This window comes from Streptomyces minutiscleroticus (genome assembly GCF_014650875.1).
In the GTDB taxonomy this organism is placed as follows: Bacteria; Actinomycetota; Actinomycetes; order Streptomycetales; family Streptomycetaceae; genus Streptomyces; species Streptomyces minutiscleroticus.
The window spans coordinates 116,086-136,983 of the sequence record NZ_BMVU01000022.1 but is presented as its reverse complement, the minus strand read 5'-3'; the positions used below and the strand labels follow the sequence as shown (position 1 = coordinate 136,983).

Here is a 20,898-nt window from a genome sequence, read left to right as displayed (position 1 = left end):
CCGTTGGCGTGCACGGTGACGAACACCGGGGTGCGCGGATCGGCGATCACACGCAGCACGTCGGTGTCGACGGTGTCGAAGGAGACCTCGGGCCGGGGACGGGGCGAGAACATCTCACTCCCCTCCGGCCGCGGCACGCGCACCGGCGACGGAACCGGCCGTCACAGCGTCCCCTTCGGGCACACCGGAACGCTCCGCTTCCTCGTGCGGCGCGGTCAGCGGAACGGTGGCGGGGGCCCGGTCGAGGACGGACGGCATGGCAACGGCCTTTCAAGCACAGGTACGCAAGATCACCTGCCCAATCCAACCAGATGTTGATCTCATTTACCCAACTTTCCGTCCCGCGCGTGTCGTTGGCGCGCGACCTCGCGATCCGCCCTCCGCCGGAGGAGTCGGTGCCCGTCCGCCGGCCGTCGTGCGCGAGGATGGGCGGCATGAGCGTAGTCAAGATCAACGTACTGACCGTCCCCGCCGAGCAGCGGGAGACGCTGGAGAGGCGCTTCGCCTCCCGCGCCCACGCGGTGGAGAACTCCGACGGCTTCGAGTGGTTCGAACTGCTCCGGCCGGTCGAGGGCACCGACAACTACCTCGTCTACACGCGGTGGCGCGACGAGGAGTCCTTCCAGGCATGGATGGAGGGTCCGATGAAGGCCGCCCACCAGGGCGGCGGCGCGGAGGGCGGCGAGCGCCCCAGGCCCGCGGCGGGCGCGGCCACGCTGTGGTCCTTCGATGTGGTGCAGCAGGCGGCTCCGAAGGGCGGAGCGGACCGGGCCTGACCCGGCCGGCGGGCCCGTCGCCGTCGGCGGGCCCGCCACCCCCGGCGGACTCGTCACCGCCGGCGGGTCCGGCGCGAACCCGGGGTGCGGCCCCGGCACGGTCACGGCCGCCCGGCCACGGGCCACGGTCACGGCCGCCCGGCCAGGAAGGGCAGCACCACGTCGGCCACCTCGTCCGGCACCTCCTCGGCGAGGTCGTGTCCGGCGTCGAAGACGTGCCCGGTGACATCGTGCGCCATGAGCCGCATCTGGGCCTCGTTCCGGTCGCCGATGAACGCCGAGCCGCCGAGGGCGAGCACCGGGACGTCGAGCTTCGTCCGCGACGCCCGCCGGTTCTGCTCGGCGTCGACGAGCATCGCGCGGTAGACCGACAGCATCGCGCGGATGCCGCCGGGCATGGAGTAGCAGCGCACGTACTCGTCGACCGCGTCCGCGGTGGCGCTGTCGGGACGGCCGCGCTCGTACTTGATCATGTAGGTGATCAGCTCGCGCTCGTGCCCGGCGATCAGCATCTCGGGTACGTCGGGCTGGAAGTAGAAGCCCAGGTGCCACAGGTGCAGGCCGCCGGAGACGTTCTCGGGGGTCAGGGCGGTGCGGTCCTCGAAGCCGAACCCCGGCAGCAGCGCCTCGGCGAAGACCAGGGCGGTGACGCGGTCGCGGTGCCGGGCGGCGAGCTGGTAGCCGACCACGGCTCCCCAGTCCTCGCCCATCACCGCGTAGGACGCGTGTCCGAGGCGGGCCATCAGCGCGGCGACGTCGTCGGCCATCGTCGCGGAGTCGTACCCCTGCGCGGGGCGCGCGGAGTCGCCCAGGCCCCGGAGGTCGGGCACGACGACCGTGTACCGCGCCGTCAGCCTCGGGACGAGGTGCCGCCAGTGGTAGCCGGTCTTGGGCACACCGTGCAGCAGCACCACCGCCGGGCCGGATCCGCCGGTCCGGTAGTGCAGGCTCGTTCCGTTGGCGTCGGCGCGGCCCGTGCGGACGGGCTCGCCCCGGTGGTCGAGGAAGCGGGGGTGGGAAGAGAAGCGGTTCATGGGGGCAGTCCACCCGGGCGGCACGGTGTCATCCACCGGCATATCCGACGACCGGCCCGCCGATATCTCCCGCATATCATCGCCCGCATGGAGGCACGACATCTGCGCTACGCGCTGGCGCTCGCCGACCATCAGCACTTCGGGCGGGCCGCGGCCGCCCTCGGGATCGCCCAGCCCCCGCTCTCCCAGCAGATCGCGGCGCTGGAACGGGAGCTGGGGGCACGGCTCTTCGACCGCACAGCGCGCGGGGTGTTCCCGACGGCCGCGGGCGAGGCCTTCCTGGTCAGGGCGCGTCAGGCGCTGGCCGAGATGGCGGCCGCCGTCTCCGACGCGGGCCGGGCGGCGCGGGGCGAGACGGGGCGCCTGCGGCTCGGCTTCATCGGCTCGGCGCTGCTGGAACTCCTGCCGTCCCTGCTGAACCGGTTCGCCCGCGGCCACCCCGACGTACGGCTGGGGCTGCAGGAGATGTCGACCTGCCGGTCCGCGGCGGCGCTGCTCGCGGGCGAGCTGGACGTGGCCGTCGGACGCGGCGCGCCCCGGGGCGCCGGCGCCGAGGACCTGGTGTCGGTCACGGTCGGCCGGGACCGTCTGGTGGCGGTCGTGGGCGCCGCCCACCCCTTCGCCGGGCAGGCGGAGGTGAGCGTGGAACAGCTCAGGGGGGAGCACCTGATCGTGGCGCCCGCGGACGAGGAGCCGCTGGTCGCAGCCCGGCTGGCCGCCCTGCTTGGCGAGGGCGCCGACTCCCCCGCGCGGACCGGCGGGATCACGGAGGCACGCGACGTGCACACCATCATCGGACTGGCCTCCTGCGGGATCGGCGTGGGGCTCGGCCCGGCGTGCATGCGGGCGGCGGCGCGGCGGGGCACCTGGGTGTGCGAGGTGAGCCCGCGCGTGGAACTGCCGGAGCTGGTGATGTCCTTCCGCGCCCGGGACCGCTCCCCCGTCCTCGCGGCCTTCCTGGACACCACCCGGGAGGTGTGCCCGGGGGTGGGCGGACAGCTCGGGGACCGTCGCGTCGGACGGTGACGGCGCCGGACGGACACGGAAGACGGCCGGGGACGGGGTTCGGCCGGGAGCGGAGGCCGGGAGCGGGAGCCGCGGGCGGGAGCGGCGGCCGCCGGCGAGCCGGCCCGCCGTCAGGACGGCGTCCCGTACGGGTGCTCCCGTCACACTGTCGTGGGTCCTGCTCACACTGTCGTGGATCCCGCGCGGCGACGGCCGCCGGACGCCGGCCGCCGGCTCACCGCTGCGGTGCCCCGCGGCCGCGCCGGCCCGACCTGCGCCGGTCCTGCCCCCGCCCGCGGCCGCCGCGGCGAGGAGCGGGCTCCAGCGGCCCACTGGCGTCGCTGAAACCGCCCGGCGCGCTGAAACCGCCGGGGGCACTGAACCCGCCGGGCACGGCGGCGACTGCAGCGGCAGGGGCGGCGACCGGAGCCGGCTGCTCCTCGACGACCGGAGCCGGCCGCTGCGCGGCGGACGGGGCGGACCCGCGGGTGCGGGGCAGCGCGCGGCCGACCACGCGGGTGTGGGGCATCAGCGGGGCGCAGGCGACGCAGACCTCCGTCAGGGTCCACACCTGCCCGACGGCCGGGTCGTGGCGCAGGACCAGGACGACACCGCCGGCGCAGTCGACACGGGTGCCCTCGTGGGCGGCGCACTCGGCCTGGCGGCAGCCGCAGGCCGCGTCCGCGTGGACGGTGGCGGCGCGGGCGTGGGCTGCGGCGTGGGCCTCGGCGAACCGGCGCAGCGCCGCCAGGTCCTTGGAGCGCGGCGGCATGGCGCACGGCGAGGAACAACTCACCGAGGCGGTGCGGTCCTTGTGCCCCACGACGCGGACGGTCCAGACACGGGGCGGGCGCCGGGTGGCGCGGGGTGAGATGTGGTCCAAGACCGATGTCCTTCGGTGTACAGGGATGGTGTGCACGACACAGTGTCCTGCGACGTATACCCACCTTCGCGGAAGTGATCGCCGAGACCCGCGGATCGTCCGGTCCCGGTTCTGGTCCCCGGTCCGGTTCCGTCCGGACCGGCCGGGCGTGACGCTCTCCGTTCCGTGACCGTCCGGGCCCTCCCGGCGGGCGGGCGGACGAACAGCGTAATGCTCGGCGCCGTCGGCGCCGCGCCGGCTTCGGCCACGTTCCCACCGTTGCCGTCGGAACGCTGGGACAGTGTGCACCAAGGACCCCCGGCGGACAGGGCGCGGCGCGCCGTGCGTGGCGTACGCGAGGTACGCGGCGTACGTGAGGTGCACGGCGTACGCGGACCGGCCCACGCGCTCCGCACGTCGTTCAGAACAGCCGCCCCTGGTCGGCGGGCGCGGTCGGGCGGCGCGCACGGCGAGGTGCGCTCCGTGCGGGGCTCTCGCTGCCGAACAGCGGTGCCGTGCCGTACTCGTCCGGCTCGGCCGGGACCGCCGCGGTCCCGCCCCGCACGTTCAGGCACAGCGGAGCGTCCCGGTCGAAGTCCGACGGTGTCATCGCCGCCCACTCGGGCCCCTCCTCCACGTCCCCGCCCCCACACTCGCCCTCGTTCATCGACGTCCCTCTGCTTCCGCGGGCCATGGCACCATCTTCACCATTTGATCGTTCCCGCGCATCCCTCCGCCTCACCCACTGCGGCGCCCGGCGCGGCGCCCGGCCCCGCCCCGGCCGCCACACCCGTACCCGCCCGGGCCGAGGACCGCGTCGGTGCAGGTCACCATTGTTCTCCGGAAACGGTGAACCGATCGGCGGGGCTCGTCCGATGAGGAGACGTGAGCGAGACGAGAAGCGACGGGGAGTTGCTGCGGGCCGTCGCGGCGGACGGGGACCGGCGCGCCTTCGAAGAGCTGTACCGGCGGTACGCGCCCTGGCTGACCGCGCGGCTGCGCGGCCGCTGCGCCGACCCCGCGACGGTGGACGACGTCGTCCAGGAGACCTTCCTCGCGGTCTGGCGCGGCACCGCCCGCTACCGCCACGAGGGCGACGTGGCCGGATGGTTGTGGCGTATCGGCGCGCGGCGGCTCGTCGACGCGCTGCGCGGTGACGGCGCGCGCGGGCGGCTGCGGCAGGCGCTGGCCCGGCTGCGGCACCGAAACGAGGCGTCCGCGGAGGAGCGCGTGCTCGCGGGCGTGGAGCACGGGGACCTCGCGGGCGCCCTCACCCGCCTCTCCCCCGAACTGCGGGCGGTGCTGCAGGCGACGGTCGTCGACGGGCTCACCACCCGTGAGGCGGCCGTCCTGCTGGACATCCCGCCCGGCACGGTCAAGACGCGGGCCCAGCGTGCCCGCAAGCAACTGCGGGAGGCGCTGGCATGACCTGGCACGTGACAGAGGACGACCTGCGCGCGTACGCACAGGGGGAGCTGGCGCCGCCGCTGCTGTGGTCGGCCGACGCCCACCTCGCCGCGTGCGCCGGCTGCCGGGCGCGGCTGGCCGCGGCCGGCGACCCGGCCGCGCTCGACGCCGGCTGGGAGCGGCTGGAGGCCGAGCTGGATGCGCCGCGGCCGGGCCTCCTGGAGAGGCTGCTGGTGCGGTTCGGGACGGCCGACCACACCGCGCGGCTGCTGGCCGCGACACCGGTGCTGCGCCGCTCGTGGCTGCTGGCGGTGGCCGGGGTCCTGGTGGTGACGGTGGCGGCCTCGGACGCGCTGCGCTCGGCGCAGTCGCCCACCGCCTTCCTCGCCCTCGCCCCGCTGCTGCCGCTGGCGGGAGTGGCGCTGGCGTACGGTCCCGCGCTCGACCCGACGTACGAGATGACGGTGGTCGCCCCGGTGAACGGGTTCCGGCTGCTGCTCGTGCGCACCGTCGCCGTGCTGGCCGTGGCACTCGGTGTGAACGGCCTGGCGACGCTCGTGCTGCCCGCGTACGGGCTCGGGGCGCTGGCCTGGCTGCTGCCCGCGCTCGCCCTCAGCGCGACCGGTCTCGCGCTCACACCGCGGTTCGGGCCGCGGCGGGCCCCCGCGCTGACCGGCGGGGCGTGGGCCGCGCTCCTGCTGGTGGCCCAGGTGGTCTCCGACGGAGCGACCCCCGCGCCGTTCACCGCCGCCGGGCAGGGCGCGGCCGCGCTGGTCGCCGCACTGGCCACCGTACTGCTCTACCTCGTCCGGGACCGTTTCGACGCCGCCGTCCCCGCCTCCTTCACCGACGTCCCGCACGGGAGCACCTCGTGAACCGCACCGTCTCCGCCTCCGGGCTCACCCTCCGCCTCGGCGGCACCACCGTCCTCGACGACGTCTCCTTCCGGCTGGACGGCGGCGTCACCGGACTGCTCGGCCCCAACGGCGCCGGCAAGACCACCCTGCTGCGGGTCCTCGCCACCGCCGTGCCCGCCGACCGGGGCGCCTTCACCGCGCTCGGCCACGACCCGGCCACCGCGGCGGGCCGCCTGGCGCTGCGGCGCTCGCTCGGCTACCTGCCGCAGGACCCCGGCTTCCACCCGGACTTCACGGCCTTCGCGTTCGTCGACTACGTGGCGATCCTGAAGGAGATGACCGACCGCGGCGCACGCCACCGCGAGGTGCGGCGCGTGCTGGACGAGGTCGGCCTCTCCGACGTGCGCGGCAAGCGCGTCAAGCGGCTGTCCGGGGGCATGCGCCGGCGTGTCGCCCTGGCCGCCGCGCTCGTCGGCGGCCCCGGCTTCGCCGTCCTGGACGAGCCCACCGCAGGCCTCGACCCCGAGCAGCGGATGCGCTTCCGGGACCTGGTCGCGCGGCTGGGCGAGGGCCGTACCGTGCTGCTCTCCACCCACCAGACCGAGGACGTGGCGACGCTGTGCCACCGTGTGATCGTGCTGGCCGGCGGCCGCGTCCGCTTCGAGGGCACCCCGGCCGAGCTGACCGCGCGGGCGGCCGGGCGGGTGTGGAGCAGCGCCGGCCGCGCCCCGGGCGCCCGTGCCGGGTGGCGCACCGCCGCGGGCTCCTTCCGCAACGTCGGTGATCCGCCAGAAGGCGCCGACCTGCTCGAACCGACCCTGGAGGACGGCTACCTGATCGCCCTCGACGACACCGCGGCAGAGGCGACGGCCCGATGACCACCATGCCTCCCACGCCGGCCGCCCCCGCTCCGGCGCCCACCGGGCCGGAGCCGGCCGGCGGGCGCCCGCGGGCCGTCCTGGCGCTGGCCCGCTTCGAGACGCGCGAACTGCTGCTGCAGATACCGGTCCTGGCCTCCCTCCTGCTGTACGTGGCCACGGCGGCCTGGCAGCTGTACTCCGGTCACGAGGGGTGGAGGACGGTACCCGGCCGGGAGGGCATGGCCGACTATCCGGCCCTCCAGGACGCCGACCGGGGCACCCAGGGCGACTGCCTGCTCCTGGGCGTCGCGCTGTTCGTCTGCGCCAATAGGGCCGTGCTGCGCTCGCGCCGCTCGGGCACCGACCGGCACTTCGACGTCCTCGTCGTGGAGCCGTGGCGGCGCACGGTCGCGCACGCGCTCTCGGTCGTGCCCTTCGCGGCGTTCACCGCGCTGGTCGTCGCCGTCCGGTTCGGCCGGGCGGCGCTGCGGCCCGGCGCGGTCGGCGACGGTTCGCTCTCCGAGCTGGCAGCGGGCCCGCTGGCGGTGCTCCTGTTCGGCGTCGCGGGCGTCCTGCTGGCCCGCCTCGTCCCCTCCGCCTGGGGCGCCCCGCTCTTCGTGATCGCCCTCTACGTGGCCGTCGCCTCCTTGCTGGTGCTGACGGAGGGGGCCCACTGGGCGGAGTGGCTGTTCCCCACCGTGTCGGAGTCCGGCGCGGACCCGCTCCCCTCCGACCTGCTGGGCCGCCCGGCCGCCTGGCACGCCCTGTACCTGGCCGGTCTCACCGGGACCCTGCTGGGCGCCGCGGTGCTGCGCGGCGGCGGCCGTACGCCGCGGATCAAGGCGCTGACCGCACTCGCGCTCGCCGCCATGGTGACCGGGATCGCCGGGCAGTCCCCGGCCGCGTCGCCGGAGCTGGACGCGGCCCGCGCGAGGGTGTCCCTGCACCCCGAGCGGTACGAGACCTGCACCACGCGCGGCGCCACGGTGTACTGCGCCCTCCCCGAGTGGACCGGCCGCACCGACGACTGGGCGGAGGCCGTCGAGCGCGTCCGCTCCCTGGCGGGCGGCGACGCGGCCGGCCGGCGGCTGACCGTACGGCAGCGCGTCGAGGCCCGCTACGGCCCGGAGAACGATCCCACCTACCCTCCCCTCTCCGCTCCCGGCGAGGTCACCGTCCTCACCCGCTGGGGCGGCACCCGGGTCCCCGAGTTCGCGGCCGGTCTGGCGTCCGTGCTGGTCGCGGGCGACGAGAAGGCCGGCGGCGAGGTGTGCGACGGCCGCATGGTCACCGTCATGTGGTTGGCTCTGGGCGCCGCCCCCGATCCGACGGCCGCCCTGCGCTCCGTCCGCCTGGACGACGGTGTCACCGGGTCCGCGTACGTACTGACCCCCACGGACGGCCTGCACATGGACGCCGCGCAGACCACGGTGGTCCGCGAGCTCCTCGCCCGCCCCCGGGACTCCGTCACGGCCGCGGTGAGGACCCACTGGACGGACCTGACAGCTCCGGGGGTCTCCACGTCCCGGGTGGCGGAGCTGCTGGACGTGTCGCTTCCGGAGGGGACGGGGGCCGGGGACCCGTGCGACGTGTGACGGCGGGAGCGCCGGCGAAACACGGCCGAAAAACAGGACCGCGACCTTCCGGCACCGCTTACAGGACAATGTCGGCAGCACCTGAATACTGAATTCCTGAACGAAATCCGGAACGGAAATCCCGAACCGTTCTCCGTTCACACGCCGCGCTTGCACATTCGGTCTTCCAAATTCCGCTGCAGACGGAAGAACAAAGCATTCCTTCCGGGCAGGAACTCCCTTTCCGCACACCCGAGAAAAGCAGAACCGCACCGAGGAGCGACACCGTCACGACCAGGCGACTGGCTCACCACCGAGACGGTGCGCAGGAGGCCGTTCCTGCGACATGCACCGCACCGCACACACCCTACAACCTCCACCGAGCGCAGTTGTCCCGGGTAAACGCACGGCAGATACGGAACTCCTCGCGTACGCGTCGCCCGCTGGCCGCGCAGCCCGCCCACCGCTCGAACCACAGACGGCCCTCACGTCTTTTCGAGTCCGCACGGGACCCGGGCGGAAACCAGCGACCACTCGGCACTCCACGAAAATCCTCACACCGGAGCATGGACCGGAAAGCGCCTGTCCCCCGGATCGATGATCCGCATACGCTGCCAAAGGAACGAAGCACCGGAACAGAAAACATTCGGCATTCAATACAGCCAGCTGCTACCGCAGGCGGGCCACACCCTGCACATGCACAGGAATGCTCAGACGGACCTTTCAGGGCCGTACCGGTGCTCAGCTCAAGCAATTGAGCAGAACGTGAGACAGGGCTATACCGAAGCACTTCGTGCAGGATGTCCGTGCGTCGACCGCGCACGACGGAAGCCCATCCCACACTTCCATACGGTTGCATTCACCGTCCGCGCCGGCACTGCAGCTCAGGGCGCGGCACCGAGCGAAAGTGCACCCTCACGACAGAACCCGAGGAGAGGGACAGCTATGCGCAAGACACTGGGAGCCGCAGCTGTAATCGCCGCCATGGTGTCCACACCACTGCTGTTGGCCGAGACCGCACACGCGGCCACTGGAGTAGGAAAGTTCCGGGACACAGTGACGGTCAACGCCGATGTGAACAAACGGAACGACGTCACCGTCAGCCTCAGCCAGGACCGCCGCTTCTACACCGTCCGGGATAGGGGGGACACCGTCGCTGCCAGCCGTGACTGCATCCAACTGACACCGAACTCGGCGATGTGCCCGATCGACGGTGTGGCTCGCATCCGAGTCCTCACCGGGAACCTTCCCGACAGGGTCTCGAACAACACCAACGTGAACAGCACGATGTCCGGGGGCACAGGCAATGACACTCTGACCGGCGGGAACGGCAACGACACCCTGACCGGCGGGGACGGCGACGACACCCTAAGTGGCAGGATCGGCAACGACGAGCTGCGCGGTGATCTCGGTGACGACAACCTGCGCGGGGACAGCGGCAATGATCGGATGTTCGGCGAGGCGGGCCGCGACACCATGAATGGCGGGTTCGGCGACGACACCATGTTTGGCCAGGCCGGTTCTGACTCGATCTTCGGTGATGTGGGCAACGACACCCTCCGCGGCGGGAACGACAACGACAGCCTGCGCGGCGGAAGGGGCAACGACTTGCACTTCGGCGAGGCCGGCAACGACAGGATCAACACGGTGGACGGCGTCCAGCGGAACGACCGTGCCGACGGCGGTACCGGCAGCAACACGTGCACCACCGACCCGGGCGACGTCAGGATCAACTGCGCCACTCCCTGACCCGCTGTCCGGCCGTAGGTGACGCGGCCGGGAACCACACCACTCACCCTGAACATGTGCTCCTGCCGAGGAGCACATGTTCAGCACGCAGGCGGAACCGAACGATCCCCGGCCGAGCCCCTGCCGGGGCGCACCTTTTTCTGCGTTGGGCGGGCCTCTGCAGGACGATGACCTGCCATTTGTCGTCGTCCCTCGCCATGTCGGACCATGGGGGACGTTCCGGCGATCCCGGACAGCAGTTCGATGAAAGGCGCACCACCCCATGCACGTCACCGGGACCGCCGCGCAGTCGGCTCCGGTCCCGCAGGAGACCCCTGCGGACCCCGCCCCCGCTTCCCGCCCCGCCGCGGACCCCCACGGCGACAGTGGCAGGCACGCCCGCCGCTTCGGGCTCCCCGTCGCCACCGCCCTGGTCATGGGCAACATCATCGGTGGCGGTATCTTCCTGCTCCCGGCCTCCGTGGCCCCGTACGGCACGGTCAGCCTGGTCGCCTTCGGCGTCCTGACCGTGGGCGCCGTCGCCCTCGCACTGGTCTTCGGGCGGCTCGCCGAGCGCGACCCCCGCACCGGCGGCCCCTACGTCTACGCCCGCGAGGCCTTCGGCGACTTCGCCGGCTTCCTCGCCGCCTGGGCGTACTGGATCACGACCTGGGTGTCGAACGCGGCGCTCGCCGTCGCCGCCGTCGGCTACCTCGACGTGCTGATCCCGGTGAACGACCACCGCTGGACCGCGTGCCTGGCCGCGCTCGTCCTGCAGTGGCTGCCCGCGCTCGCCAACTTCGCGGGCACCCGCTACGTGGGCGCCGTCCAGCTCGTCTCCACGGTGCTGAAGTTCGCGCCGCTGCTGCTCGTCGCGGTCGGCGGGCTGTTCTTCTTCGACCCGGACAACCTCGGCGCGTTCAACACGAGCGGCACCGGCTCCGTCGGCGCGGTGTCCGCCGCCGCCGGCCTGCTGCTCTTCTCCTACCTCGGCGTGGAGTCCGCCGCCGTCAGCGCGGGCGAGGTCAGGAACCCCCGGCGCAACGTGGGACGCGCCACCGTCGTCGGCACCGCGGGCGCGGCCCTCGTCTACCTGCTGGGCACCCTGTCCGTCTTCGGCACGGTCGCGCACGACCGCCTGGTGGAGTCCACCGCCCCCTTCTCGGACGCCGTGAACGCCATGTTCGGCGGCGCCTGGGGCGGCTGGGCCGTCGCGCTCGCCGCGCTGGTGTCGATGACCGGCTGCCTCAACGGCTGGACGCTGCTCAGCGCCCAGACCCCGTACGCCGCGGCCAAGGACGGGCTCTTCCCCGCCGCCTTCGCGCGGCGCCGGCGCGGCGTCCCCACCGTCGGCGTCGGCGTCACCGTCGTCCTGGCCTCGCTGCTCACCGTCTACAACTACACGGCGGGCTCGGCGAAGGTCTTCGAGATCCTGGTCCTCGTCACCACGTTCACCGCGACCGTGCCGTATCTGCTGGCCACCGCCGCCCAGCTCTTCCACCTCCTCTCGGGGCGGCGCGAGCTGGTGAACCCGAGGCGGCTGGCGCGGGACCTCGTGGTCGCGGCGGTCGCGGCCGCCTTCTCGCTGTGGCTCGTCGCGGGCGCCGGGTACGCGGCGGTGTACCAGGGTGTGCTGTTCCTGTTCGCCGGCGTCATCGTCTACGCGGTGATGGCGGCGCGGCGGCAGCGGGCGCACTGACCCGGCGGCGGGCGATCACCCCTCACCGGCATTCCGGGCGCGGGCGGCACGGACGGTGCGGCCCGCGCCCGCCGCGCTTCACCGCCGTGCTGGGCGCGCACGCCGGAACCGTTGACGCGGTCATGTCCAAGTCCTATCTTCTGGCCGAGCTTGCGAACCTCGTTCGACATACCGGACGTCCGTGGCCGTCCCGACCACCGGTGTCCCGCCCTCCGCCGCCCAGCCCACCGGGAGAAACCCGTGAGCCCCGCACCCGCTTCTGGGACGCCCAGCCGCCGGACGGTCCTCGGCCTCATCGCCGGTACGGCGGCCGCCGGCGCCGTCGGCGCCTCCGCCGGGACCGCGCACGCCACCGGGAGCGCGCATGCCGCCGCCCCGGCCTCGCCCGCCGTGACCTACACCAACACCCTCGCCGAGCAGCGGGCCGACCCGCACATCTGGAAGCACACCGACGGCTTCTACTACTTCACCGCCACCGTCCCCGCCTACGACCGGATCGTGCTGCGCCGGGCCACCACGATCCAGGGGCTGACCACGGCCGCCGAGACGACCGTCTGGACCCGGCACACCAGCGGCGAGGCGGGCGCCCACATCTGGGCGCCGGAGATCCACTTCATCGGCGGCAAGTGGTACGTGTACTTCGCCGCCGGCGCCGCGAACGACGTGTGGAGGATCCGCCCGTACGTCCTGGAGTGCTCGGCCGCCAACCCGCTGACCGGCGCCTGGACGGAGAGGGGCCGCATCGTGCTGCCGCTCGACACCTTCTCGCTCGACGCGACGACGTTCGTCGTGAACGGGACGCGGTACCTGTGCTGGGCGCAGAACGACCCGGCCGTCGGCGACGGCACCAACCTCTACCTGGCCCGCATGGCGAACCCCTGGACCATCATGGGCAGCCCGGTCATGATCAGCCGGCCGACCGCCCCGTGGGAGACGGTGGGACACACCGTCAACGAGGGACCGGCGGTGATCCAGCGCGGCGGCAGGGTGTTCCTGGCCTTCTCCGCCAGTGCCACCGACGCCAACTACTGCATGGGCCTGCTGACCGCGTCCGCCTCCGCGGATTTGCTGAACGCGGCGTCGTGGACGAAGACCGCGAACCCCGTCTTCCGCAGCAACGCCGCCACCGGCCAGTACGGCCCCGGGCACAACTCGTTCACGGTCTCCGAGGACGGGAGGTCGGACGTCCTCGTCTACCACGACCGCGGCTACCGGGACATCAGCGGCGACCCGTTGAACGACCCCAACCGCCGCACCCGCGTGCAGAAGCTGTACTGGCGGGCGGACGGCACACCCGACTTCGGCATCCCGGTCGCCGACGGTGTCACTCCCGTGCGGCTGTCCTCGTACAACTACCCGGACCGCTTCGTGCGGCACTGGGAGTACCGCGCCCGTACCGACGCGGACGTCTCACCGCTGGCCGACTCGCAGTTCCGCACGGTGGCCGGTCTCGCGGGCGGCTCCACGGTGTCGCTGGAGTCGGCCAACTTCCCGGGGTACTACCTGCGGCACAAGGACTTCGAGGTGTGGGTGGAGAAGGACGACGGGTCGGCGCGGTTCCGCGGCGACGCCTCCTTCCACGCCCGCACGGGCCTCGCGGACGCCGCCGGGGTCTCCTACGAGTCGTCCGACCACCCGGGCCGCTACCTCCGCCACTACGGCCACCTGCTGTACGTCCAGGCCCTCGGCACGGCGACCGACCGGGCCGACGCCACCTTCCACACCCAGTGAGCCGGCGCCGTCGCCACGGCCGGCCGTACCGAGGGGAGCCGCACATGCCCGGCCCGGACGCCACCACTCCCGACACCCCCGAAGCCGCTGACACCGGCGCCACCGCCCCGGACCGGGACGGAGCCGCCCGTCCTCCCGCCCCCTCCCCCTCGCGCCGCACCCTGCTGCGCGCCCTGACCGCCGTCCCCGCCTCGGCGCTGCTCCTCGGCGAACTGCCCGGCCTCGCGGGCACCGCCGCCGCGGCCGCGCCGCCGAGCGGGTCCGCCACCCGGTACACGATCGTCCCGTTCCCGAACAGCGACGACGGCACCGTCAACGTGTACCAGTCCGACGACGCCACCGACTTCCGGCTGGTCCGCGCCTCCGCGTACACCCCGCCCGCGGGCCGGATCCGAGACGCGAGCGTCCTGAGGCACACCGACGGCTTCTACTACCTCACCTACACCACGCGCACCTGGCAGGACCCCAGCACCACGATCGGCTTCGCGCGCAGCGCCGACCGGGTCGGCTGGACCTTCCTGTACGACCACACGGTGCCGGTCGCGAACCTGTCCCGGGCGTGGGCACCCGAGTGGTTCGTCGACGCGGACGGCAGTGTGAACGTCATCGTGTCCTGCTCCACCACGGACAACGAGTGGAACTTCGTCCCGTACCGCTTGCGGGCCACCAACTCTTCGCTCACTTCCTGGAGTTCACCGGTCGCGCTGGCGGGCATCGGCGCCAACCACATCGACACGTTCGTCGTGCGGATCGGCTCGACGTACCACGCCTTCCCCAAGAACGAGACGACGAAGTACATCGAGTACGCCACCGCCTCCGGCCTGACCGGCCCGTACACGATCCGGCGGACGGGCGACTGGGCGGGCTGGGGCGGCACCCGCGAGGGGCCCGCGCTCGTCCGACTCGACAACGGCGCCTGGCGGATGTTCTTCGACGGCTACGGCGACGGCGGCTACTACTACAGCGACAGCCACGACACCTTCGCGACCTGGACGGCGCCCCGCAGGCTCCCGGGCGTCTCGGGCACGGCGCGCCACTTCACCCCGGTCAAGGAGACGGTCGCGGGCGGGCCGAGTCTGCCGACCGGGGTCACCCGCTCCTTCCGGTCGGCCAACTTCCCCACCCGCTACTGGCAGCAGCAGTCGTCGCCGGCCGACCTGGCCGTGGTGAGCTCCTCCAGCACCGCGGCCCAGAAGCAGGCGGCGGCCTTCGCCGTGGTGCCGGGCCTGGCCGACGCGAACGGCTTCTCCTTCCGGGACGCGTCGGGGAGGTACCTGCGCCACTGGGACTTCCGGGCCCGCTTCGACGCGAACGACGGCTCGGCGGTGTTCGCCCGGGACGCCACGTTCGTCGCCCGCACCGGCACGGCGTCCGGCTCCGTGCGCTTCGAGTCGTACAACTACCCCGGGTACTACCTGCGCCACTACGACTACCAACTGCGCGTGGACCCGGCGGACGCCACCGACCTGTTCCGCCAGGACAGCTCCTTCGTCCCGGTCACCGCCTGGGCCTGACCCGTACGGCGGGGCGGCCGGCGTACGACGCGTGCGGGCGGCGCGGCCACGGACAGTGCGGCCGCGCCGCCCGCACGGCGTGAACGATGTGCTCAGGCGTCAGGCGGCGGCGCCCGAACCGGTCGGCCAGCGGGCCGACGGAGACGGCCCCGACGACCACGCCGACGAGGGCGGCTTCACCCTCGCCCTGTCCGACCTCGGCGAGGCGACCCTGCTGCCCCGCCTGCCGGCGGCGGCGCGCGAGCGGGCGCCGCGGGCGTCGTTCACGGCCCGCCCGCTCGACGTGGACGACGCCGAGGGGCAGCTGCGCCGCGGCGACCTCGACGCGTTCGTGGCCACCCCGGTGACGACCTCGCACCGGACCGTCCGCATCCCGCTCTCCAACGAGAGGTACGTCGGCATGGTCGCCGCCGACCACCCCCGCGTCCGCGGCGACTCGGTCACCCTGCCGGACCTCGCGGCCGAGCACCACGCCACGGTCTTCGGCCCCAGCGGGCACACCGTGCCGCGCGCCGTGCTGGCCGCCCACGGGCTCCTGGACCGTGTGACCGTGGAGGCCACGCGCTTCTCGATGCTCCCCTGCCTGCTGGAGCGGACGGACCTGATCGCCGTCGTCCCCGAGTACGTCGGCGAGGTCTTCACCGCCTCGCACCGGCTGCGCCTGGTGCGGCCCCCCTTCGAGACCGAGCCGATCGAAGTGGCCCTCTACGCCCGGCACGAGTCCTCGCGCAGCCCGTCCCAGCGCTGGCTGGTGCAGTTCATGACGGAAGTGCTGGGCGAACGCGTGAGCCCGGCGCAGCTGCCGCCGTACACCTCCCCGCCGCCGTCGCGCCCCGCGAAGTGACCGCCCGGCGGCCACCCGGCGATCGCCCGGCGGCTGCTCGGCGACCGTCCGGCGACCGCTCTGCGGCTGCGGGGCGGCCGCCCCGCGGGCCTTCACGGCCGTCCGGCGCCGCCCGCCCGCAGAGGCCCGCAGGGCCCGCGAGGACACCGGGCGCGGCGCTCCCTCAGGGCCGCCACGCGTAGCGCACGTCCGGCTCGCGCTCCTCGTTGCCCCGCCCGTCGGTCCACTCGACGGCGACGAAGCCGTGCCGCTCGTAGAAGCGCCGTGCCGGGCCGTTGACCTGGAACGTCCACAGCTCCAGACCCTGCGGTCCGCGCCGCTTGGCCAGCTCCACGAACCGGTCCCCCAGGCCCCGCCCCCGCCACGCAGGATCCAGATAGAGCTGCTCCAGCTCCGCGCCGTCGAGCACCATCAGGCCGACCACGGCGTCCCCGTCGACCGCGACCCACGCCTCGTGCCGGACCACGACCACCTCGGCGAACCACTCCCGCACCTCGTCGTCGCCGTGCGCGCGGCGCACGGTCGGCAGCGCGGCCGCGAAGGAGCGCAGCCACACGTCGGCCATGCCGGCCGCGTCGGGGCCGCCGGCGCGCCGAAGCTCCACACCGTCACCGTCCACCACGTCGACACCGTTCACCGCGCCGTCACCGTTCACACTGTCGTCTCCCACAGCGTGCGACTCTCGCAGACGGGACGCCGCGGCGCAGCCGGATTACGGCGGGCGGCCCGCCGCGCCGCCGCCAAGTCCCGTGGCACGCCCACGAATGGGCTGCCGCGCCCGTGCGCACCGGGACGTCCGGGCCGGACGCGCGCAACGGCCTCTTTCCCGGGACAGGGCGATCGCCGGGCGGCACAATGACGGCGACGGCCGCGGGCGGGACAGCCGTACGCGGGAAGGGCCGTGCGGCCGAGAGGGCGGACGAGGGAAGGACACGACGTGAACGGGAGTCACACGCCGACGGGCGGGAGCGCACGGCTGAACACCGGCGTGGCGCACAACGCCCGCGTGTGGAACTACTGGATCGGCGGCAAGGACAACTACGAGGTCGACCAGCGGGTCGGCGAGCACGTCGCCACGGTGTTCCCGGTCATCCGGGACGTCGCCAGAGCGGACCGCGCGTTCCTGCGCCGGGCGGTCGCCCTGCTCGCCGGCGAGCACGGGGTGCGGCAGTTCCTCGACATCGGCACCGGACTGCCCACGGTCGACAACACCCACGAGATCGCCCAGCGGATCGCGCCCGACTCCCGGGTCGTCTACGTCGACAACGACCCCGTCGTGCTCGTGCACGCCCGCACCCTGCTGACCGGCACGCGCGAGGGTGTCACCGACTACATCGACGCCGACGTGCGGGACCCGGACGCCATCCTCGAACGCGCCGCGCGGATCCTGGACCCGGCCCGCCCCGTCGCGGTGATGATGCTGGGCATCCTCAACTTCGTGCTCGACACCGACGAGGCCCGGGACATCGTGCGGCGGGTCATGGCCGCGGTCCCCTCCGGAAGCTTCCTCGCCCTGACGCACCCCACGTTCGACGCCGGGATCGGCGGCGAGGGCCAGATCCCCGCCATGGAGTTCTGGAACGAGAACGCGGTTCCCCCGATCACGGCGCGCGGCGGCGCGGACATCGCCTCCTTCTTCGAGGGGCTGGAGCTGCTCGAACCGGGCCTGGTGTCGTGCTCGCGGTGGCGTGCCGGGGCGGACCCCGCCGCCCCGGTGCCGCAGTACGGCGCGGTGGCCGTCAAGCCCTGAGCCGCCGTGCGGTCCGCGGCGTCCGCGGGGTCCCGGCCGCGCGCGGCCGGGACTGGGTGAGGGCCGCTCCGGCCAGCACGATCAGCGCGCCCGCCGGGACGTTCCAGCCCAGGTGCTCGCCGAGCAGCGCGACCCCGGCCGCGGCGGCGATGACCGGGACGAAGTACGTGACCATCGTCGCCGTGGTCGGGCCGACCTCGGCGACCAGCCCGTACTGGACGAGGAAGGCGGCGCCCGTGCCGAGCGCGCCGAGCGCCACGACCGACAGCAGCGGCAGCACGGGCAGGCCGGACGGCACGCCCGCGAACAACGGTGTGACGACCGCCAGTTGCACCGTGCCCAGCAGCAGCTGCGCGGTGGAGAGGCCGAGGTGGGACGCCCCGGTGCCGGCGGAGGTCAGGAAGCGCCGGACGTAGGCCCAGCCGACCGCGTAGCTGGCGCTCGCCACCAGTGCCATCGCGGCGCCCGCCGGGTCGATGCCGTCGAAGCCCTGCCAGGCCCCCAGCACGGTCAGCACTCCGAGGAAGCCGAGGCCGAGGCCGGCCACGCGCCGCCGCGTCGGGCGGTCGTCCGAGAGGGCCCCGAGGGACAGCACCATCGCCCACAGCGGTGTGGTGGCGTTCATGATGCCGGCCAGCGTGGAGCTGATCGACAGTTCCGCGTACGCGAAGAGTGTGAAGGGCAGGGCGTTCAGCAGGAAGGCCGCGACGGCGAGGTGGGCCCAGTGCCGGCCGCCCCGCGGCAGCCGTTCGCGCTTGACGAGGAGCACGACCGCGAGCACGAGCGTGCCGAACACCATCCGCCCGAGCGTCACGTGCAGCGGCGCGAACCCTTCCGTGCCGACCTTGATGAACAGGAAGGAGAAGCCCCAGATCAGCGCGAGCGCCGCGAACTTCAGCCGCCAGTCGAGGCGCGGCCCGCCGGCGGGCGGGGACGCCGCGGGGGCACCGGGCGGAGCGGACGGTGCGAGGGCGGCGGGGGCCTTCGCGGGGGCGGCCGGGGACACTGCGGCCGAGGTGGTCGGTGTGACGGTCGGGGTCTTCATGCCGTAACGATGACGCGAAGCCATCATTTAGCACAAGCGAGTCTTTCTACAGAACAGTGCGTAGTATCGCTTACATGTTGAACCTGGAGCGCCTGCGCATCCTGCACGCCGTCGCCCGGCACGGCTCGGTGAGCGGGGCCGCCGCCGGCCTGCACGTGACCACCTCCGCCGTCTCCCAGCAGCTGGCGAAGCTGGAGCGGGAGACCGGACAACAGCTGCTGGCGAGGAACGGGCGCGGGGTGCGGCTGACCGACGCGGGCCGCCTGCTGGCCGGGCACGCGGGCCGGGTCATCTCCCAGCTCGAACTCGCCGAGTCGGAGCTGGAGGCGCACCGCGGCCAGGCCGTGGGCGAGGTGCGGTGCGACGCCTTCGCGACCGCCGCCCGCGGGCTCTTCCCGGCGGCCCTGCGCCTGCTGCGGCAGCGGCACCCGCAGTTGCAGCCCCGGCTGAGGGAGACCGACCCGGACGCCGCCGTGCGCCGTGTCGTGCGCGGCGACGCCGACCTCGCCGTCGTCATCGACTGGTACAACCGGCCGCTGCCGCTGCCCAGCGGCCTCGCCAAGGCGCATCTGCTGGACGACCCCGCCGAGGTGGCGCTGCCGGCCGGCCATCCGCTCGCCGCCCGGGGGCCGGTGGACCTGGAGGACTTCGCCGCAGAGCAGTGGATCACCTGGGCCGAGGGCGAGTTCTGCCACGACTGGCTGGTGTTCACCCTGCGCGGCAAGGGCATCGAGCCGGTGATCGCGCACACGGCGGAGGAGCACCACACACAGCTCTGCCTGGTCGCGGCCGGGCTCGGGGTGGCCGTCGCGCCCCGGCTGGGCCGCGACCCGGTCCCCGAAGGCGTGGTCTTCCGGCCCGTCCGCCACGCGATGAGGCGTCATGTGTACGCGGTCTGGCGCGAGGACGCCGACCGCCGCCCCTCGATCCGGGCCACCGTGGAGGCCCTGCGGGAGAGCGCGGACGCGGTCGCGCGGACGTGACGCCCGGCCCCCGGCCCGCGTCCGCGATGGATGCCCGGCCCGCACCCGCGTCCGCACCGGTTGCCCGGTCCGGCCTGATCGGACGGATCCCGCCTGATCGCCGGCCGGGAGAGGCCGGCGGGCCGCGCCTCAGGGGCCGTTCCCGTCCGCCGGCGGCTCGGCCGGAGCCACCGTCGGCGTCTCCGGCGGGAGGGGCGTGGGCACGGTCCGGCCGTCCGGACCCTCGGACCGGCCGTCCGGAGGCGCACCGGTGGCTTCGGTGCCGGCGGACTCGGGCGCCTCCGAAGGGGTGGGCTCCGCGGGCCGGGTGGCGGACCCCGACGGGGCGGGAGGCGACGACGGCGCGGCGGGCGCCGTGGAGCCGGTCACCGGCGGCGGCGCGAGGGGAACCGACGGCGACACGGTCCCCTGAGACGCCGTCAGGTGGACCGGCAGCGCGATGAGGGCCGCGACGGCGCAGGTCAGACCGGCCCCGGCGGCGGCGCGGCGCAGCCGCCTGCGGGCCGCGGCGCGGCGGATCGCCTCGTACCGGCCGGGCGGCGGGCCGAGGCGGTCGGCGGGGGGCCTCAGGAGCACCGCGAGGGGGTCGTCCGGACCGGACTCCGGGTCGTCGTCAAAGCGTGTGGTCAAGGCTCCTCCTCAGATGGACGCGGAGCAGTTCCCGGGCCGCGTGGAGGTCGGCCTTGACGGTTCCTTCCTTGCGCCCGGTCAGTGCGGACACCTCCCGGATCGGCATGTCTGCGTAATAGTGCAGCAGGATCGGGACGCGCAGCCGTTCCGGGAGCGACTGCACGAGCAGGCGCACCGACGGGTCGGCCGGTTCGGCGTGGGGGCTGACGGCGGCCTCCGTGGTGGCGCGGCGCACGGCTCTGCGCTCGCGCTCCAGCTTGCGCCAGTGGTCCCGCACGAGGTTGGCCGCCGTGACGTAGAGGAAGCCGCGGGGCTCCTCCACCGACGTCCAGCGGGCCCAGAGCCGGGTGAACGCCTCCGAGGCGATCTCGTGGGCCGTCCCGTCGTCGTCGACGAGGCGGCGGCACCAGCCGGCGAGGCGCGGGTAGAGGACGGCGAACAGCTCGGAGGCTGCCTTGTCGCGGGACCGTTTCAACGTTCTCCATGGTCGTGGCGGTGCCCGTACGGCACTCGGTGGCACCGGTACGGCACGCGTGGGGAAGGACGCCGGGCCGTCGGCGGACGTTCCGCGGGCCCGGCGTCTCGTCCGTACGGGCGGG

20 protein-coding genes are annotated in these 20,898 nt (G+C 73.9%); 13 read left to right on the top strand and 7 right to left on the bottom strand.

Going from position 1 to position 20,898, the window contains the following annotated elements:
* Positions 1 to 434 precede the first annotated feature (434 nt).
* Positions 435 to 776, top strand: a complete 342-nt coding sequence (locus IE271_RS21925; protein ID WP_190192080.1) for an antibiotic biosynthesis monooxygenase family protein — start codon at positions 435 to 437, stop codon at positions 774 to 776.
* Between the two features lie 128 nt (positions 777 to 904).
* Here IE271_RS21925 and IE271_RS21920 read toward each other — a convergent pair whose 3' ends face one another.
* Complete coding sequence (locus tag IE271_RS21920; RefSeq protein ID WP_190192079.1) at positions 905 to 1,810, bottom strand: alpha/beta fold hydrolase; 906 nt, start codon at positions 1,808 to 1,810, stop codon at positions 905 to 907.
* Positions 1,811 to 1,897: 87 nt separating this feature from the next.
* Between IE271_RS21920 and IE271_RS21915 the strand changes: the two genes are divergently transcribed.
* Entirely contained in the window at positions 1,898 to 2,836 is a 939-nt protein-coding gene (locus IE271_RS21915; RefSeq protein ID WP_190192078.1) for a LysR family transcriptional regulator, read from the top strand.
* A 214-nt stretch (positions 2,837 to 3,050) separates the two neighbouring features.
* Here IE271_RS21915 and IE271_RS42210 read toward each other — a convergent pair whose 3' ends face one another.
* Both IE271_RS42210 and IE271_RS21905 read right to left on the bottom strand, forming a co-directional pair.
* A complete protein-coding gene (locus IE271_RS42210) occupies positions 3,051 to 3,698 on the bottom strand; it encodes a hypothetical protein (protein ID WP_229919478.1) in 648 nt (215 codons plus the stop codon).
* Between the two features lie 400 nt (positions 3,699 to 4,098).
* Positions 4,099 to 4,344, bottom strand: coding sequence for a hypothetical protein (locus IE271_RS21905; RefSeq protein WP_308435198.1), 246 nt, complete (start codon positions 4,342 to 4,344; stop codon positions 4,099 to 4,101).
* Between the two features lie 218 nt (positions 4,345 to 4,562).
* On the opposite strand from IE271_RS21905, the gene IE271_RS21900 reads away from it, so the two are divergent.
* The 9 genes from IE271_RS21900 (at position 4,563) to IE271_RS21860 (ending at position 15,891) form a co-directional block, all read left to right on the top strand.
* Positions 4,563 to 5,105 carry an RNA polymerase sigma factor gene (locus IE271_RS21900; protein ID WP_190192077.1) on the top strand — a complete coding sequence of 181 codons (543 nt, stop codon included), beginning with the start codon at positions 4,563 to 4,565 and terminating at the stop codon, positions 5,103 to 5,105.
* Positions 5,102 to 5,959: a cupin domain-containing protein gene (locus tag IE271_RS21895; RefSeq protein WP_190192076.1), complete on the top strand. Its 858-nt coding sequence runs from the start codon at positions 5,102 to 5,104 to the stop codon at positions 5,957 to 5,959. The genes IE271_RS21900 and IE271_RS21895 overlap by 4 nt, the downstream gene beginning before the upstream one ends.
* Positions 5,956 to 6,819, top strand: coding sequence for an ATP-binding cassette domain-containing protein (locus tag IE271_RS21890; RefSeq protein ID WP_190192075.1), 864 nt, complete (start codon positions 5,956 to 5,958; stop codon positions 6,817 to 6,819). The genes IE271_RS21895 and IE271_RS21890 overlap by 4 nt, the downstream gene beginning before the upstream one ends.
* The gene (locus IE271_RS21885; RefSeq protein ID WP_190192074.1) at positions 6,816 to 8,396 is read left to right on the top strand and encodes an ABC transporter permease; all 1,581 of its coding nucleotides are present in this window, start codon (positions 6,816 to 6,818) and stop codon (positions 8,394 to 8,396) included. The genes IE271_RS21890 and IE271_RS21885 overlap by 4 nt, the downstream gene beginning before the upstream one ends.
* 924 nt (positions 8,397 to 9,320) lie before the next feature.
* Positions 9,321 to 10,124 (top strand): calcium-binding protein, encoded by an 804-nt coding sequence (locus IE271_RS21880; RefSeq protein ID WP_190192073.1) that lies wholly within the window; start codon positions 9,321 to 9,323, stop codon positions 10,122 to 10,124.
* Positions 10,125 to 10,386: 262 nt separating this feature from the next.
* Positions 10,387 to 11,802, top strand: coding sequence for an amino acid permease (locus tag IE271_RS21875; RefSeq protein ID WP_190192072.1), 1,416 nt, complete (start codon positions 10,387 to 10,389; stop codon positions 11,800 to 11,802).
* Positions 11,803 to 12,042: 240 nt separating this feature from the next.
* The gene (locus IE271_RS21870; protein WP_229919477.1) at positions 12,043 to 13,533 is read left to right on the top strand and encodes a family 43 glycosylhydrolase; all 1,491 of its coding nucleotides are present in this window, start codon (positions 12,043 to 12,045) and stop codon (positions 13,531 to 13,533) included.
* Between the two features lie 44 nt (positions 13,534 to 13,577).
* Entirely contained in the window at positions 13,578 to 15,047 is a 1,470-nt protein-coding gene (locus IE271_RS21865; RefSeq protein WP_190192071.1) for an AbfB domain-containing protein, read from the top strand.
* A gap of 79 nt (positions 15,048 to 15,126) precedes the next feature.
* Entirely contained in the window at positions 15,127 to 15,891 is a 765-nt protein-coding gene (locus IE271_RS21860; RefSeq protein WP_229919476.1) for a LysR substrate-binding domain-containing protein, read from the top strand.
* A gap of 163 nt (positions 15,892 to 16,054) precedes the next feature.
* Here the strand turns inward: IE271_RS21860 and IE271_RS21855 are convergent, their stop codons facing one another.
* Positions 16,055 to 16,456: a GNAT family N-acetyltransferase gene (locus IE271_RS21855; RefSeq protein WP_190192092.1), complete on the bottom strand. Its 402-nt coding sequence runs from the start codon at positions 16,454 to 16,456 to the stop codon at positions 16,055 to 16,057.
* Positions 16,457 to 16,828: 372 nt separating this feature from the next.
* Between IE271_RS21855 and IE271_RS21850 the strand changes: the two genes are divergently transcribed.
* Positions 16,829 to 17,641: an SAM-dependent methyltransferase gene (locus tag IE271_RS21850; RefSeq protein ID WP_190192070.1), complete on the top strand. Its 813-nt coding sequence runs from the start codon at positions 16,829 to 16,831 to the stop codon at positions 17,639 to 17,641.
* Here the strand turns inward: IE271_RS21850 and IE271_RS21845 are convergent.
* Complete coding sequence (locus IE271_RS21845; protein WP_190192069.1) at positions 17,631 to 18,686, bottom strand: DMT family transporter; 1,056 nt, start codon at positions 18,684 to 18,686, stop codon at positions 17,631 to 17,633. The genes IE271_RS21850 and IE271_RS21845 overlap by 11 nt on opposite strands.
* A gap of 74 nt (positions 18,687 to 18,760) precedes the next feature.
* Between IE271_RS21845 and IE271_RS21840 the strand changes: the two genes are divergently transcribed.
* A complete protein-coding gene (locus tag IE271_RS21840; RefSeq protein ID WP_190192068.1) occupies positions 18,761 to 19,669 on the top strand; it encodes a LysR family transcriptional regulator in 909 nt (302 codons plus the stop codon).
* A 129-nt stretch (positions 19,670 to 19,798) separates the two neighbouring features.
* Here the strand turns inward: IE271_RS21840 and IE271_RS21835 are convergent, their stop codons facing one another.
* Both IE271_RS21835 and IE271_RS21830 read right to left on the bottom strand, forming a co-directional pair.
* Positions 19,799 to 20,299 (bottom strand): hypothetical protein, encoded by a 501-nt coding sequence (locus IE271_RS21835; protein ID WP_190192067.1) that lies wholly within the window; start codon positions 20,297 to 20,299, stop codon positions 19,799 to 19,801.
* On the bottom strand, positions 20,283 to 20,774 hold the full coding sequence (locus IE271_RS21830; RefSeq protein ID WP_190192066.1) for an RNA polymerase sigma factor: 492 nt from the start codon (positions 20,772 to 20,774) through the stop codon (positions 20,283 to 20,285). The genes IE271_RS21835 and IE271_RS21830 overlap by 17 nt, the downstream gene beginning before the upstream one ends.
* Positions 20,775 to 20,898 lie beyond the last annotated feature (124 nt).